The organism is Streptomyces sp. NPDC005811 (assembly GCF_040630405.1).
GTDB lineage: Bacteria > Actinomycetota > Actinomycetes > Streptomycetales > Streptomycetaceae > Streptomyces.
This window is the reverse complement of the sequence record NZ_JBEXXK010000032.1, coordinates 1-15,058: the sequence shown is the minus strand read 5'-3', so window position 1 is coordinate 15,058 and position 15,058 is coordinate 1. Positions and strand designations below refer to the sequence as shown.

The following is a 15,058-nucleotide window of genomic DNA, read 5'->3' as shown; positions in this document are numbered from 1 at the left end:
AACAACGAATCGACGAATCGACGGAGGCATGACCGCACCGCTGCACGAGGCCCGCGCCACCGGCCCGGGGCGTGCGCTGCCCGACACCCAGCAGGGCATGCGCCGCCGCAACCTGGCGCGGGTGATGCACACCGTCAGAGCCGGGGGGCCGCTGTCCCGGGCGGCGGTGGCCTCCCGCATCGGCCTGACCCGTGCGGCGGTGTCGACCCTCGTCGACGAGCTGATACGCACCGGGCTGCTGGAGGAGCTCGGCCCGGAGCGGCCCGGCCGGGTGGGTCGGCCCGGGTCGGCGCTGGCGGTCAGCGGGCGCGGCCCGGCCGGGCTGGGCGCCGAGGTCGGCGTGGATCATCTCGCGGTGTGCGTCGTCGATCTGCGGGGTGAGGTACGCGTGCGTGCCGTGCGACACGGCACGAACCGGGGCCGCTCCCCCGAGCCGGTGATCGCGGAACTCACCGGGCTGCTGCGCGAGGCCGTCGCGCAGGCGGAGGGCGCGGGGCTGTGGCCGGCCGGGCTCGCCGTGGCGGTGCCGGGCCTGATCGCCCGTGACGCCCGGACGGTCGTACGCGCACCGAACCTCGGCTGGCACGACACCGACCTCGGCGCCCTGCTCCCCGCCGACTGGCCGCTCACGGTCGACAACGAGGCCAACTTCGGCGGGCTGGCCGAACTCTGGCTCGGCGAGCACACCCCGCGGGACTTCCTGCACGTGTCGGCGGAGATCGGCATCGGCGCCGCGGTCGTCGTCGACGGCAGCCTGCTGCGCGGCACCCGAGGTTTCGCGGGCGAGCTGGGACATGTGCCGGTCCACCCCAACGGACCGCCGTGCGGCTGTGGCGGCCGGGGCTGTCTGGAGCAGTACGCCGGTGAGGAGGCGGTCCTGCGCGCGGCCGGGCTGGAGCCGGGGGGCGACCGGGTCGGCCTCCTCGCGGGCCGGGCGGCGGACGGCGATCCCGAGGTGCGGCGCGCCCTGCACGAGGCGGGCGAGGCCCTCGGTATCGCCCTGACCGGTGCGCTCAATCTGCTGGACCCCGAGAGCGTCGTGCTCGGCGGCGCGCTCGCCGGGCTCGCGCCCTGGCTGCTGCCCTCGCTGGAGTCCGAACTCGCCCGGCGCACGGCGGGCCCCGCCCGCCCCGTCTCCGTCTCCCGTCTGGGCCCCGAGGGGCCGTTGCTGGGGGCGGCGCACTCCGTGGTCCGGGCCGTGCTGGACGACCCGGCGGCCGTGGCGACGGACGGCTCCTGACCCTCGCACGCGACCGGAACTCCCCGTTCGGGTGAGCGAGTTGTCCCCATACGGCCGCCCGTCCACCGAACGGGCCGACCTCCCACGGCCCGACCGTCGATCGCCGTAATGTGATCGACGCGGGGGCGGCCGTCGGCCTCCGCGGAACGGAGAGCCCAGCCATGACCACCCATGCGTCCCTTCCCACCCGGCGGCGGCTGCTGCGGGGTGCCCTGCTCGCGGCCGTCCCCTACGCCCTGCTCCCGGACCCGCCGGCCGGTGCGCAGACCCAGGCCGTCGACTACCGCCCCGCCGAATGGCAGCCGGCCACCACCGCCAACTACACGGCGGCCGACCGCCCCACGTCCCATCCGGTCGACCGGGTCGTCATCCATGTCACCCAGACCGAGTTCGCCAAGACCCTGACCGTCTTCCAGAACCCGAAGAAGCGAGTGTCGGCGCACTACGTGGTGCGCTCCGCCGACGGGCATGTGGCGCAGTGCGTACGGGAGTCCGACATCGCCTGGCACGCGGGGAACTGGGACGTCAACACGCGCAGCGTCGGCATCGAGCACGAGGGATGGGTGGACCGGCCCGCCTATTTCACCGACGCGCTCTACGAGCGGTCCGCCCGGCTCACCGCGTCGGTCTGCGAGCGGTACGGCATCCCCCGGGACCGTGCGCACATCATCGGCCACTACGAGGTGCCGGGCACCGACCACACCGATCCCGGCCCGAACTGGGACTGGGCGCGCTACCTGAGACTCGTCAACGGCGCCTGACGGGCGAACGGCGTCCGGCGCGCGTCCGGTTCCGGTCCGGACCGGAACCGGACGCGCGGCTTCGGACGATCCGCGTCCAAATGGTTGTCGCTCCGCGCACCCGGAGTGACGATGTCCCCAGCCGATGTCCCGGCCCGCATCCCCAGCGGATGTCCCCAGCCGTGTCGTCCCCCGGGAGGGCGAGTTGTCGAGCGATCCATGGGTGGCCCTGGAACCGGGGGCCGACCCTGCCGAGCGGGCACGGATCCTGCGCCGGGCGTACCAGACGTTCACCGAGGCGGGGACCGTCCCGAGACCGGTGCGGTCGGTCGTGGCCGACTCGTGGCGGCGGTCGGCGCGGGCCGGGGTCGGTCCCGACGGCACCGCGCGCGTGGAGCTGACCGACGGCGATCTCGGCAGCTACCGGTCCGAGCATCCGCTGGCGCGGGTGATGCCGCTGTTCCGGGAACTCATGGGTACGTTCGCCGCCGACGGCGAGCATCTGCTCGCGGTGTGTGACGCGCACGGCAGGCTGCTGTGGGTCGAGGGCCACGCGGCGACGCGCAAGCAGGCCGGGACGATGAACTTCGTGCCGGGGGCTCGGTGGGCGGAGAGCGCCGTCGGAACGAACGCACCGGGCACGGCGGTCGCGCTGGACCGGCCGGTGCAGGTGTTCGCCGCCGAGCACTTCATCCGGCAGGTGCAGCCGTGGACCTGCGCGGCCGCGCCGGTGCACGATCCGCGGACCGGGCGGGTGCTGGGGGCGGTCGACATCACCGGCGGGAACGGGCTGGCCCATCCGCACAGCCTGGGCTTCGTCCAGGCGGTCGCGCGGGCCGCGGAGTCCCAGCTCGCCCTGCTCGCCCCCGAGTCGCCGCAGCCCGACGTGCCGGAGCTGAGTGTGCTCGGCCGGGACGAGGCGCGGCTGGTCACCGGTGGCCGCAGTGTCCGGCTCAGCCGTCGGCACAGCGAGATCCTGGTGCTGCTGGCCCGTCATCCGGAAGGGCTGACCGGCGACGAGCTGCTGTGCGCGCTGTACGAGGACGAGACGGTGACGCCGGTGACCCTGCGGGCGGAACTCGCCCGGCTGCGCGGGGTGCTCGGGCCCGGGCTGCTGGCCTCGCGCCCCTACCGGCTCACGGTTCCCCTGGAGTCGGACCTGGGGATCGTCGAACGGCGCCTGGCGTCCGGTGCGTTGACGGCGGCCGCGGCGGGATACTCCGGGCCGCTGCTGCCGGCGTCACAGGCCCCGGCGGTCGTACGGCTGCGACAGCGTCTCGCCGACGGGCTGCGGGCCGCGCTGATCGCCGGCCAGGATCCCGACCTCCTGGCGGACTGGGCGCACGCGCCGTGGGGCGAGGACGATCTGGACGTCTGGCGGGCGCTGGCGGCGGCCCGCCCGACGGCGGCGACACGGGCGCGGCTGGCGGCGCTGGAAGCGGAACTGAGAGCGCCGGACGGCTGGGCCCCTCCCGGGCCGGGAGCCGCAGGGATCACCGCAACGTTGCTGCAACGTCCGGGTCCCTAGCCTCCCGCGCAGAGCCGTCCAACGGCGGGCGGCCCTGCTGAGGGAGGCACACCGGCATGACCCGTTACGCGGCGCCCGGCACCGAGGGCGCGATCGTCTCCTACCAGGCGCGCTACGACCACTTCATCGGCGGCGAGTATGTGCCGCCGGCCCGCGGGCAGTACTTCGAGAACCCGTCTCCCGTCAACGGGCAGCCCTTCGCCGAGGTGGCCCGTGGCACGGCGGAGGACGTGGAGCGGGCGCTCGACGCGGCCCATGCGGCGGCGCCGGGGTGGGGACGTACGTCGGCGACCGAGCGGTCGGACATCCTGCTGAAGATCGCGGACCGCATGGAGGCCTATCTGGAGCCTCTCGCGGTCGCGGAGAGCTGGGAGAACGGCAAGCCGGTCCGGGAGACGCTGGCGGCGGACATCCCGCTGGCCATCGACCACTTCCGCTACTTCGCGGGGGCGGTGCGGGCGCAGGAGGGGTCGCTCAGCGAGGTCGACGACGACACGGTGGCGTACCACTTCCACGAGCCGCTCGGGGTCGTCGCGCAGATCATCCCGTGGAACTTCCCGATCCTGATGGCCACGTGGAAGCTGGCGCCGGCGCTCGCGGCGGGCAACGCGGTGGTCATCAAGCCGGCCGAGCAGACCCCGGTCTCCCTGCACTACTGGATGAGCCTGGTCGCGGACCTGCTGCCGCCGGGCGTGGTGAACATCGTCAACGGCTTCGGTCCGGAGGCGGGCAAGCCGCTGGCGTCCAGCCCCCGGGTGGCGAAGGTGGCGTTCACCGGCGAGACCTCCACGGGCCGGCTGATCATGCAGTACGCCGCGGAGAACCTGAAGCCCGTCACGCTGGAACTGGGCGGCAAGTCGCCGAACATCTTCTTCGACGACGTGTGGGACAAGGACGACGACCTGCGCGACAAGGCCCTCGAAGGGTTCACCATGTTCGCGCTGAACCAGGGCGAGGTGTGCACCTGTCCGTCGCGCGGTCTGATCCAGCGCGGGAACTACGGCGACTTCCTCCAGGCGGCCGTCGCCCGCACCGAGCTGATCAAGCCCGGCAACCCGCTCGACACCGACACGATGATCGGCGCGCAGGCGTCCCACGAACAGCTGTCGAAGATCCTCTCGTACATCGACATCGGCCGGCAGGAGGGCGCCAAGGTGCTCACCGGCGGTGAACGCGCCGAGTACGACGGTGAGCTGAAGGGCGGCTACTACGTCCAGCCGACGATCTTCGAGGGCGACAACCGGATGCGTGTCTTCCAGGAGGAGATCTTCGGACCGGTCGTCTCGGTGGCCTCCTTCGACGACTTCGACGACGCCATCAAGATCGCCAACGACACCCTGTACGGCCTCGGGGCCGGCGTGTGGACCCGCGACATCAACACGGCGTACCGCGCGGGCCGCGCGATCCAGGCGGGCCGCGTCTGGACCAACTGCTACCACGCCTACCCGGCGCATGCCGCGTTCGGCGGATACAAGCAGTCGGGGATCGGCCGGGAGACGCACAAGATGATGCTGGAGCACTACCAGCAGACGAAGAACCTCCTGGTGTCGTACTCCCCGAAGAAGCTGGGCTTCTTCTAGAGCCTGAAGTCGGTTGCCTGGAGGCATGGTTGCGCTCCAGGCAACCAGACACCAAAGCCGCTCTCCGCGATCAATCGGCACCCACGGTGGTGTCAGGAGGTCGCCGTGCCGGGGACGGGACCGGCGGGCAGGGCACCCGGTACGGTCAGGGCCGAGGTCTCCATCAGGCGCTCGGCATACAGCCAGGCGGCGGACGCCACCCACCGATCCCGCACCAGGAACGCCTGGAAGGCCACCAGCAGCGCCTCCATCACCACGAGAGTCACGAGCAACGGGGTGCTCGGCCGTCCCAGGAATCCAGGCGCCGCGAACGCCCAAGCCAGGACCGCAAGCAGCGCCACCATGGCGATCGGGAGGGCGTATGAGCGCAGCCCGAAGGTGTTGCGTCGGAAGCCGTACTCGCAGTTCTGTTCCTGCACGAGTTCGGCCCCGGGCAACCCTCGTGCCCGCACCCTCAGCGCCAGCCCCGCCGCGTCGTAGATCTCGTCCGCCCGCTGCGGGTCCGCCAACTCCTCCTGCTCTGTCGGCAGCAGCAGGGACGAACCGACGATTTCCTGGATACGGGCCCGCAGAAAGCCCAGCCGCTGCCGACTGGTGGGGCCGCTCCAGCGCAGCAGCTGCACGGTCGGTTTGCCGCCCCAGGAGTCAAAGAGCCGGGCCTCGATCCGCTTGCCCCTGCTGCGGCCCAACTGGTCGGCGAACAAGGGCAGGCCGCTCAGCAGGATCAGCGACCACAGCCATCGTCCGCGGGGCAGGGCCGGTGCCCCGACGGCGAGGGGCAGAGCCAACGGCAGCAGCATGATCAGGACCGGCCTGAGACGAGCCCGTCGGCTGTACTTGTCGAACAGGACGAACAGCGCTGCATGGCCCATGGCCGCCCTCCCCGAAGTGCGCGCGTCGGCCCGGAACGCTCACGCGAACCCGTCGGCAGGGATACCCGTGCCGCACACAGGTCATGCGCACCCGAGCCGTTGCCGGCCGCGGCACGATCCTCGTCGCGTTGGTCTCGGCGGTGCGGGGCGCGGCCGTGGGCGTCAGAAGGGCGGGGCCTGCCTCACCCGTCCCTTCTCCACCAGTACCGTGATGCCCTGCGAGCCGGGTTCGGGATGGACGGCGTCGAAGTCGAGTTCGGCGGCGAGGGAGGCGTCGGCGTAGCGTTCGGTGCTCGGCACCCGGTGGTTGAACCAGAAGGTGGGCCGCGTTCCCCCGCTCCTCACCATCCGGGCCATGGCACGCAGGCTGGGCTGAGCACCCTCTCCGAACCGGTACTGCGCCTCCTCGGACCGGCGCCGCAGAGCCCGGCCTCCGTGGGTCGAGATCAACCAGTGACGGCAGTCGAGGGCGTCGAGGAGCGCGGCGCTGGTGTTGTGGGCGCTGCCGTGGTGGGGGACTTTGCACAGGTCGACACGGTAGGGGTGCCCCGCACCGAGCCTGCTGAGCGAGGCGACCAGTGTCTCCGCGTGGGCGTCGGCGCCGAACAGAACCCGAGCGCCCGTGGTGTCCTCGGCGCAGAAGGCGATGCTGGACCCGTTCTGGGGATGTCGGTCACGCTCGTACCCGGCCTCGTCGGCGAGTTCCCCCCAGGGAATCGCGACGGGCTCCTCGCCGGTGGGCGGATCGAGGTCGAACAGGTCCTCCATGTCTCCGAGCAAGTCGGGGTGGTCCGGCGCGGAGTCCTCGGTCAGTGGTTCCGGCCAGGCGTCGCGCAGCTTCCTCAGCCCCTCCCCGTCCGGCGAGAGCAGGGTGAGCCGAAGACCGGGGAGAGAGAAGACGGGCGGGGTGCCGTCGTCCGGCACCACCACGGGGCCGCCACCGGCGCGGCTGTTCCAGGCCACACCCCGCGCGCGCAGCAGTTCGGCGAGCCGGTCCCCCTGTCGCGGCCCGAGAAGGTCGGCGGGGACGAGGTGGTCGCGACAGTTGAACCAGACCTCGTCGGCGACGAAGCCTTCTGGTGGCCGAGTGAACAGGTGGAGCAGACCACCGATGTGGTCGGTGTCGATGTGCGTACACACGATCAGGTCGAATCGGCGGTCGTGGACCGGCAAGCGGCCGAGACGGTCGGCGAGCCCGTCGGGCAGGCGCGCGCGGCGTCCGCTGCCGCCGTCGATCAGCATGCGGTGGGGAAGCCCGGCGTGCGTCCACTCGACCCACAGGCAGTCCCCCTCCGCCGCGGGGAGTGCCTCGACCCGGATCACCGGAGTACTCCTTCCCCGGTTGTGCCGCCCCGGCCGGTCGCGCGCACCTCCCAGTCCGTGTCCCCGTAGCCCACGAGTGCGAGGGCTGACGCCTCGCCCTTGAGCAGAGAGGCACGCCGGGCGTGGGTGAGTGCCTCGCCCAGCAGCAGCCCTGCACCGGCTTCACCCGCCAAGCGTCTGATCTCCGCCATCAGCTGGACCGCCACGGGCACGATGTGACGGGCGAGCACGGGCACGAGGGTGCCGACGACTCCCGGTGCCCCGGCTTCGAGCATCCGGAGCTGGGCTCCGAGCAGCGGCGTACGGTGGTCGGCGGTCCGGCAGCCCAGAAGCAGGACCAAGGGGTTCGGCTCGGAGGGCCCGGCCAGCAGCGGGTCCAGCGTCTCATGCAGGGACAGCCGGTCGTCCGTGCCCAGCAGGAGGCAGGTCGTCCCGCGTCCGGGTCCGGTCACGACCCTCTCGCTGTGGACGACGAGAAGGAGTACGCCCGGTGGTTCCCCCTCGTCCCGCAGGCGTCGTGTGCGGTGGGCGAGTTCACGCCAGGTGGCGACGGGGACGGACCCGGCACCGAGAAGGGGTAACGCCGTCGACCAGGCACGCTGCGTGTTGTGATCGGCCCGGTCGCAGGCGGCCGTGAGGAGGGACTCGCCGACTTCGATGGTGCCGCGCCGGGCGGCTGGGCCGACGGTGAGCGCGAAGTCCTTGGTGAGGCCCGCGGACCGGTCGGCGTGCACATACCGTTCGATCACCTTGCTCGCCCCCCAGAACCCGAAGGGGCACACGACACTGTCGTCGCTGTGGCCGGGACAGCGCGCCGCGCAGTCCTCGGGACCGGAGAGTTCCGGGGCGTTGGGGCAGAGCCGGCCGGTCACGCCGAGCGGCCCGCCGACCTTCAACGGCTTGTCGTACACGAGTTCCAACGGGAGGAGTTCACCCGGCCGGGCGGCGAGCACGGAGATGCTGTCGGCCCGCCGTAGTGCCTCGGTGCTCTGCCGGGGAACCAGTCCGATCCGCTCGCCGAACAGGGCATCGGAAAGGGCCTGTCCCCTCTGGGCGAGACCGATCAGCAGTTTCTCGTAGGCCGGACTGCCGTAGCCGCCGTACTTCTCGGGGTGGTCGGCCGGATCGCGCAGGGCTTCGGTCAACGCGCTGATCGTGGGGCGTAGACCGGACGGTGCCCTGATCTCGACGGCGTCCGAGGTCACGGCAGTGAGGACGGGGTCCCCGCCGGCATCGGCACCGAGGACGAGAGCGGCGTCATGCGGCGTCCGGGCGGCGAGGTCGTCGGTATCCGCGCGCACCACGGCATCGATCTCGAAAATGGGCGTGCTCTCCGATCCCACCGTGCCGCTGAAGACACCGCTCTGGAGGAAGCGGTGGCGGTGGAAGACGGTGACACGGACCAGGAACGGGCTGCCGGCGGCGCCCGAGGCCACCCTGAACACGGCCTCGCCCGACCGTCCGACGGGCGGCAGGTCCACGTCCTGGAACTGGCCTGCTCGGGGCGGCGGTGAGCCATGCAGTTGTACGGCCGTGATCCGGAGCCGATGCGTCCGATCGGGTACGAACGAGTCCGTGGGCAGCGGCTCCTGGGCCACCGACTCCCTCCCGGGGCGGCCGACCCAAACCGTGAGGTCGTAGTCCGTGTCGGGGCGGAGAGTTGCCGACCGGGCCCGCTCGCCCGTGGTCTCCGCAAGCGCGGTGCGCACCACCCGGTGCGGCTGCCGGTACCGGTCGTGCGCCACCACCCGCAGCAGGCGTGACCATCGCCGGGCCGCGACTTCGGCGTCGACGGTCTCCGGGCGGGTTTGCGGGTCGGGGAGGGTACGCGTCCAGCCTGCGGCGACGTCGCCCTGCGAACCGATGCCGGTCCGAGCGATCGCCGCACTCAGCCGCGTGGTGTCCAGCAGCCTCGGATCGGCCCGCAGCACCATGTAGGGGGCGCCCAGCGAGGCGGCGGCCCAGTCCAGGGCGACGTCGAGGGGCGCATCGTGTGCCATGGCGGAGAGCATGGCCACCAACCAGTCGACGGCGTCGCCTCCAGTGTCCACGAGAGCCGCGCTCGTGGTGCCGTGACGGGCCGCGATCCGGAGCACCAGCTGATCGGCGTCGGCGGGCACACGGCCCGGCTCCACCAGCGCGATCGCCACGGCCGCCGTCGGCCCCGGCGCGGCGGGAGCGAGCGCCGGGGACGGGGCGTCCGCCCGGCACAGCACGAGGGCCGCACGTGCCCATCGGCCCTCCGGCTCGGTCTCGACGACGCACTCCCGCCACAGCGCGCTCCGCTCGGCGAGCCGGTGTCCGAGGTCCGCGCGTTCCTCCGGTGTGCCGTCCGGTAACAGGGCGACCGGCAGCGGCCAGGACCAGCCCGGGCTCGCAGCCGGGGTGGGCGGGGCGGCGAAGCTGACGGCCGCGACATGGCGCCCGGTCCGCAACAGGGCACCGATGCCGTGGCACGCGCTCTGTGAAGGCGTCACTGACAGCCGGACTCCCGGAGTCCCGGCGCAGGTCTCGGCCCACTCGTACGCGAGCCGGGACACCGACGCAGGGTCACGCTCGAACAGGGCGACCGGATCCGTCCACGGGACGAGCACGGCGGGCCCGCCCGTCCGCTCCCCGAGGAGGGGACCGAGCAAGGCACCGAGGCCTGATGTCCGTCCCTCGGCCCCTGACGCCGCAGCCACGACGCCGCCTGCCACGAGTGCGTCCACACTCGTGCGGTCGTCCCCGGTGCCGAGGATCCGGCTCACGGCGCGCAGTGATTCGTACGGCTCCACGCTGTCCTCTCCACGGTTGAGCACCACGACGGCCACTCACCACCCACTATGCCAAGTAAGTCTCATCGGGAGACAGTTGTGGCACTCTTTCCCATACGATCCGGTAAGGGGCAGGGGTGAGCTGTGAGGACGGACGAGTCGGCTGAGGATCTGACGCTGACGGTGGACGGCTTCCGCAGCGACGCGGACGGGATGTCGTGGCGCTGGCTGCTGACCGGTCCCGGAGGAGAGTTCGAGGCGGACGCCGAGGTCCGACTGCGGCGCGAGGAATGGCAGTACGACGCCTTCGAGGATCTCTACGGCCACCTCTCCTGGCGTATCGATCCGGAGCGGCGGACGGAGCGCGAGGCCGACGTAGTACGCGAGGTGGGTGAGTGGATCGGCGCCCGGGTCCTCGGCGAGGTGGGTGTCCGGCTCACCCGGTTCGCCGAGGACGCGATCGGCTGCACCGTGCGCGTGATCCTGCCTCAGGAGGCTCGGATCCTCGCCGCCCGCCCACTGGAGGCCGCAGTCATCGACGGCGTCCCGTTGCGGCGGAACGGGGTGGTCTTCGTGCATGACGTGCCGGCGCCGGGCGGGGCCGCACGCAGACCACCGAAGCGCCCGGTCGGGGCGGCCCTGCGGATCCTCGCGCTCTTCAGCCTTCCCAACACCACCACCGCCCTGGACCTGCGGCGCGAGCGCCACGAACTGGCCCGGATCGTGCGGACGGTGAGTGCCGTGCACGGCCGTGCCGTCGAACTGCGGGTGCTTCAGTACGGAGTCACCCGGGAACGGCTGCGCGAAATCGCGGAGGACGGGCGAGGGTGGGACGTCGTCCATGTCTCAGCCCACGGCGGCCGTGCCGTCCTGACACTGGAGCACGAGGACGGCAGCCCCGACGAGGTGCCCCCCGACGTGCTGGTGGACCTGCTGTCCCCCCTGCGCCGCCAGGTGAAGCTGATCACGGCATCGTCCTGCTCGTCGGCCGACGACCGGATGCGCGAGTCCTTCGAGACGCCCGGTCTCGGGCCCGCGCTGCGCCGCCGCAGCACCCCTGCCGACCCGACGGCCCCGCTGACCGATCTCGCGTCCTCGCTCGCCGGACGGCTCGACTGCGCGGTGGTCGGCATGCGTTTTCCCGTGGTCGACGACTTCGCCATCGCTCTCAGCGGGAAACTGTACGAGGCTCTCCTCGTCCGTGATCAGCCGTTGGCCACGGCGCTGGCCCGAGCACTGGCGGCGACCGTGCCGGACCGGCCGACCGCCTCCATCCCGGCGTTGTCAGCGGTAACGCCAGCCCTCTTCGGGAGCAGCGCCACGAACCTGCGCCTCCGCGCACCCCGCAGCGGCCCCCCGGTCTACGACGCGGAGAAGCTGAAACTGGCGGGCTTTCCCGAGTCACCGCGGCGCTTCGTGGGCCGCGTGGCACTGATGAGCCGGGCCAACGCCGCGCTGGCACCGCGCAGCGGGGTGTCCGGGATCGTCCTGTACGGCATGGCGGGAGCCGGCAAGACCACCGCGGCCCTCGAACTGGCCTACACCCAGGAAGACAACTTCCAGGCCCTCGTGTGGTTGCGTGTCGGAGGCGCCGAACCCGCCGACGGCGCACACCTGGCGCCGAGCGCCCATGTGGTCGACAGCGCGCTGACCGATTTGGCGATCGCTCTGGAGCAGAAGCTGAAGGGCCTGTCCATGACTCCCGCCCTCACCGACCGCGAGGAGTTACACAGGCTGCTGCCTCTGCTCACGGAGTTCTTCGAACGGCAGCGGGTACTGCTGGTCATCGACAACGCGGAAGGGCTCCTGACGAGCCGCGGCACATGGCGGGACGAACGCTGGGAGGCCGTGTACACCGCGCTCACCGCGCACACGGGCCTGTCACGAACCGTGCTGACCAGCCGTGTCCGTCCGGCATCCGCACCCGCGGCGGTCTCGGTCGACCCGGTCCACGCACTCAGTCGGCGCGAGGCCGTTCTGCTGGCGCGTGAACTTCCGCGGCTGGGGCGGCTGATCGAGGGCTCGGCGTCCGATGTCCCGGCGGAACGGGGGCGCGAGGTCGTTGCGGAAGTCCTCGCCGCGACCGGAGGCCATCCCGAACTGCTGGTCCTCGCCGACGCGCAGGCCACGGACCTCGACAAACTCGGTCTGCTGCTGGACACCGCACGGCGCACCCGCGAAGCCGCCCGCTCCGAGGACGCCGACAGCGGCGCCGACACAGCGGAGACGGCGACCGCCGAGGACTACGCGATCCTCCTGGACTCCTGGACGCGGGGCATCGCCGACGAACTCGGCCCGTCCGAGCGGACGTTGTTCCAGGTACTGAGCGTGTTGGAGGAAGCCGACCGCAGCCAGGGCATCGTGACCCTGGTGTGGGACGGACTGAACCGGAACGGAGCGGGCGGGTCGGACGCGAGTGCCGAGCGAGGGGATCGCGGTGTACTCGCCGCCACCCCGGTGGCCGGGCTCGTGCGCAGCGGACTGGTCGAGCAGAGCGCCGACGCCGACGGACAGCCACGGTGGGACCTGCACCCCAGCGTGGCCGGCTCCGGCCGGGCGAGCGCCTCCCCGTCACTCGTCCGCCGGGTCGACGGCGCCCTCGCGAACCACTGGTGTGCCGCGCTGGACGAGGCACTCGCCCACGAGGACACCGGCCGCACCGGCACGGACGTGCTGCGCGCGGCCCGCGCCGCGTGTCCGTACCTGTTGCGGCTGAGCGACTGGGAACGGCTGGTCGACGTGGTGAGCCAGGTGCTGGCCCGTGACCTGACGCGGCCCGCCGCGCTGGCACTGCTGCCGTTCGTGGAGGAGGCAGTCGCGTGCGCTGGGGACGCCGACAGGAGCGGGCGTGTCGCCCGTACACAGGCCAGGGTGCTGCTGCGGGTGGACGCAGCGGCCGGTGAACTCCGTCTGACGGAACTGTTCGACGACGCCGTGCGCCGCGGGGACCACGAACGGGCCGCCAACCTCGCCAGCGATCTCCGGGCCCGGCATCGCAATGTGGGCAGGCTCGCCGAGGCGCTGACATGGTCAGAGCGTGCCATCGAGCACATCGCCCTGACGGACCGCGGGCCCTGGACCAGGCTCGGCATCGAGGCAGCGCACGCCCAGCTCCTGGCCATGACGGAGAGGTACGAGGAGGCCTTGGAGCGAAGCACGGTCCTGTTGGACGGCTCCGGCCGGCTGTCCCGGCACCCGGACGCCTCCGAGGGACTGGAGCCGTGGACGGTGGAGGAGATGCTGCTCGACGTGGGACGACTGGCTGCCCGCGGCCTCGGCCGGCTCCAGGAGGCCCTGGACTTCAACCACCGCATCGCGGCGTGCGAGTTGCGGCGCGACGCGCCCGTACTCGAACGCACCCACACCCTCTTCAACACGGGGGAACTCCTGCTGTCCCTCGGTGAACTGGACCAGTCCACCGCCGTGTTCCAGCAGTGCCGGCAGGAATACGAGCGGCAGTTGTTCGCGCCGGGACTGGCATGGACCTTCACCGCGTTCGCCCGGGTGGAGCACCGGCGTGGTCATGGCCCGACCGCCCTCGGACTCGCCCGGGACGCGCTGCGCTACGCCTACCGTGCGGACCTGACGGCGGACATCGTCGTGGCACACCACGACATGGGGGTGCTGATGCGGGCCCACGACAACGATCCACGGACCGCGGCAGCCCATCTGCTGGCCGCCGAACTCATCGGGGCCGCCGGGGGGCCCAGCGACGGCGAGCGGCTTCCTGAACCGGCCGACGCCCGGGGCAACGCTCTGTCCGTCCTCGACACCGTGGAAGAGGTCGTCGAGTTGGTGGGCCGGGTGCCGGGGGTGGACCTGCGTCGTGTCCTGATCGCGATCCTCGGCACGGACGCGTCGTCCTCTCTTGACGCGCTGCTGGAGCGGATACGAGCGTCCGCCCGGCCCTCCTGAACCCCTTACGGCAGCGTCGGCCCGGGTCGATCATGTGGTCCAGCCGGGCAGCCGCGTCAGTCGTCGCGCGCGCCGGTCCAGACCTCGACGACGGCGCTCCACTTCTCCCGCACCTCCTCCGGTGTGGCCAAGCGGGCCAGGACGTCGGCCAGCCGTAGGCCCGGTTCGGCGTCCATGACCGTGACCAGCTCCTCAGGAGTGGCGGGCGGTGGCTCGTGCCCCGGGACGAGCAGATGGATCAGCCGGGTGGCAGCCCCGAGGTCCACGCCGTCGACTAGCGCGCCCAGCAGCACCGAGGTCAGACCGTGCAGGAGGGTCCGCCGGGCGTCTTCGGGTGTTCGCTCCGGCGACGAGGCGAGGAACACCGCAAGGTTGTGGTGAGCCACCCGCAGCGTCTGGACATGGGCGCTGCCCGCGCCGTAGAGCCCGAGCAACGCCTCGGTCATGAGGCTCACGGCGACTTCGGTGTGCCCGCGCCCGGCCTCGACGTCCGCCAGCGCGCCGGTGGTCAGTGCCACCTGTTCCCAGTCCTGTTCGCGGGCGAACACGGCGCGGCAGTCGGTGAGGACCTCGCGTGCCTCGTCGACCCTGCCCAGCCGTTGCAATGGCCCGTACCGGTTGAAGAGGGTCTGGGCGGTGTCCGTGTCAGGAGCGTCTCGGGCTCGCTGGGAGGCGAGGACCGCCTCGATGAGGGTCAACTCCAGTTCCCAGGCGCCCATGGCGTCGGCCGCGGCGCACCCGATGCCCAGCACCGCCTCGCGAACGTTCCAGGGGTCCACGTTCTCCGGGTTGTCCGGCAGGTCGCTGCGGCAGGACAGGGCGTCCATGCGGCCGAGGAGCCGCTCCACCTCGCCGAGGACGGTCTCGGGTGGGTCCCTGCGCTGAAGGATCTGAAGTCGTTTCGCCTCGTCGCCGAGGACCGACCACGGGCCCAGACCGGCCTTCCGCGTATGGTCGGCCTTGCGGTCGAGGAGTGCGAGGGCGCCCTCCCAGTCGCCATGGCGAAAACGTAGCCAGTCATCCCGAGGCCTTTCGGCCTCACCCCGGGGCCGGGAAAATGGGGCGGGGTGCCCGTCCGGAGGACGTCGTTTTTGCTTGGTGCGA

Annotated in this window: 9 protein-coding genes; 5 read left to right on the top strand and 4 right to left on the bottom strand. The window is 72.1% G+C overall.

What is annotated here, in order from left to right:
• The first annotated feature begins 28 nt into the window (after window positions 1-28).
• The 4 genes from ABZ490_RS30500 (at window position 29) to ABZ490_RS30485 (ending at window position 5,088) form a co-directional block, all read left to right on the top strand.
• Window positions 29-1,240, top strand: a complete 1,212-nt coding sequence (locus ABZ490_RS30500) for an ROK family transcriptional regulator (RefSeq protein ID WP_358996908.1) — start codon at window positions 29-31, stop codon at window positions 1,238-1,240.
• A gap of 161 nt (window positions 1,241-1,401) precedes the next feature.
• Entirely contained in the window at window positions 1,402-2,001 is a 600-nt protein-coding gene (locus tag ABZ490_RS30495; protein WP_358996905.1) for an N-acetylmuramoyl-L-alanine amidase, read from the top strand.
• 184 nt (window positions 2,002-2,185) lie between these two features.
• Window positions 2,186-3,508 (top strand): GAF domain-containing protein, encoded by a 1,323-nt coding sequence (locus tag ABZ490_RS30490; RefSeq protein ID WP_358996902.1) that lies wholly within the window; start codon window positions 2,186-2,188, stop codon window positions 3,506-3,508.
• Between the two features lie 56 nt (window positions 3,509-3,564).
• On the top strand, window positions 3,565-5,088 hold the full coding sequence (locus tag ABZ490_RS30485) for an aldehyde dehydrogenase family protein (RefSeq protein WP_358996899.1): 1,524 nt from the start codon (window positions 3,565-3,567) through the stop codon (window positions 5,086-5,088).
• 92 nt (window positions 5,089-5,180) lie between these two features.
• On the opposite strand, the gene ABZ490_RS30480 is transcribed toward ABZ490_RS30485, so the two are convergent.
• From ABZ490_RS30480 to ABZ490_RS30470, 3 genes are all read right to left on the bottom strand, one after another.
• A complete protein-coding gene (locus tag ABZ490_RS30480; RefSeq protein WP_358996897.1) occupies window positions 5,181-5,960 on the bottom strand; it encodes a hypothetical protein in 780 nt (259 codons plus the stop codon).
• A 162-nt stretch (window positions 5,961-6,122) separates the two neighbouring features.
• Window positions 6,123-7,283, bottom strand: coding sequence for an MBL fold metallo-hydrolase (locus tag ABZ490_RS30475; protein ID WP_358996894.1), 1,161 nt, complete (start codon window positions 7,281-7,283; stop codon window positions 6,123-6,125).
• Window positions 7,280-10,087 (bottom strand): hypothetical protein, encoded by a 2,808-nt coding sequence (locus tag ABZ490_RS30470; RefSeq protein ID WP_358996891.1) that lies wholly within the window; start codon window positions 10,085-10,087, stop codon window positions 7,280-7,282. Before ABZ490_RS30470 ends, ABZ490_RS30475 begins: the two co-directional genes overlap by 4 nt.
• Window positions 10,088-10,183: 96 nt before the next feature.
• Here ABZ490_RS30470 and ABZ490_RS30465 point away from each other — a divergent pair, with 96 nt between their 5' ends.
• A complete protein-coding gene (locus ABZ490_RS30465) occupies window positions 10,184-13,954 on the top strand; it encodes a CHAT domain-containing protein (protein ID WP_358996889.1) in 3,771 nt (1,256 codons plus the stop codon).
• Window positions 13,955-14,010: 56 nt separating this feature from the next.
• Here the strand turns inward: ABZ490_RS30465 and ABZ490_RS30460 are convergent, their stop codons facing one another.
• Complete coding sequence (locus tag ABZ490_RS30460) at window positions 14,011-14,802, bottom strand: tetratricopeptide repeat protein (RefSeq protein ID WP_358996885.1); 792 nt, start codon at window positions 14,800-14,802, stop codon at window positions 14,011-14,013.
• Window positions 14,803-15,058 lie beyond the last annotated feature (256 nt).

Excerpts from the sequence above, each read along its gene's own strand:
- ABZ490_RS30500 (WP_358996908.1), top strand. The coding sequence starts at position 29 with ATGACCGCACCGCTGCACGAGGCCCGCGCCACCGGCCCGGGGCGTGCG.
- ABZ490_RS30495 (WP_358996905.1), top strand. The coding sequence starts at position 1,402 with ATGACCACCCATGCGTCCCTTCCCACCCGGCGGCGGCTGCTGCGGGGT.
- ABZ490_RS30485 (WP_358996899.1), top strand. The coding sequence starts at position 3,565 with ATGACCCGTTACGCGGCGCCCGGCACCGAGGGCGCGATCGTCTCCTAC.
- ABZ490_RS30480 (WP_358996897.1), bottom strand. The coding sequence starts at position 5,960 with ATGGGCCATGCAGCGCTGTTCGTCCTGTTCGACAAGTACAGCCGACGG.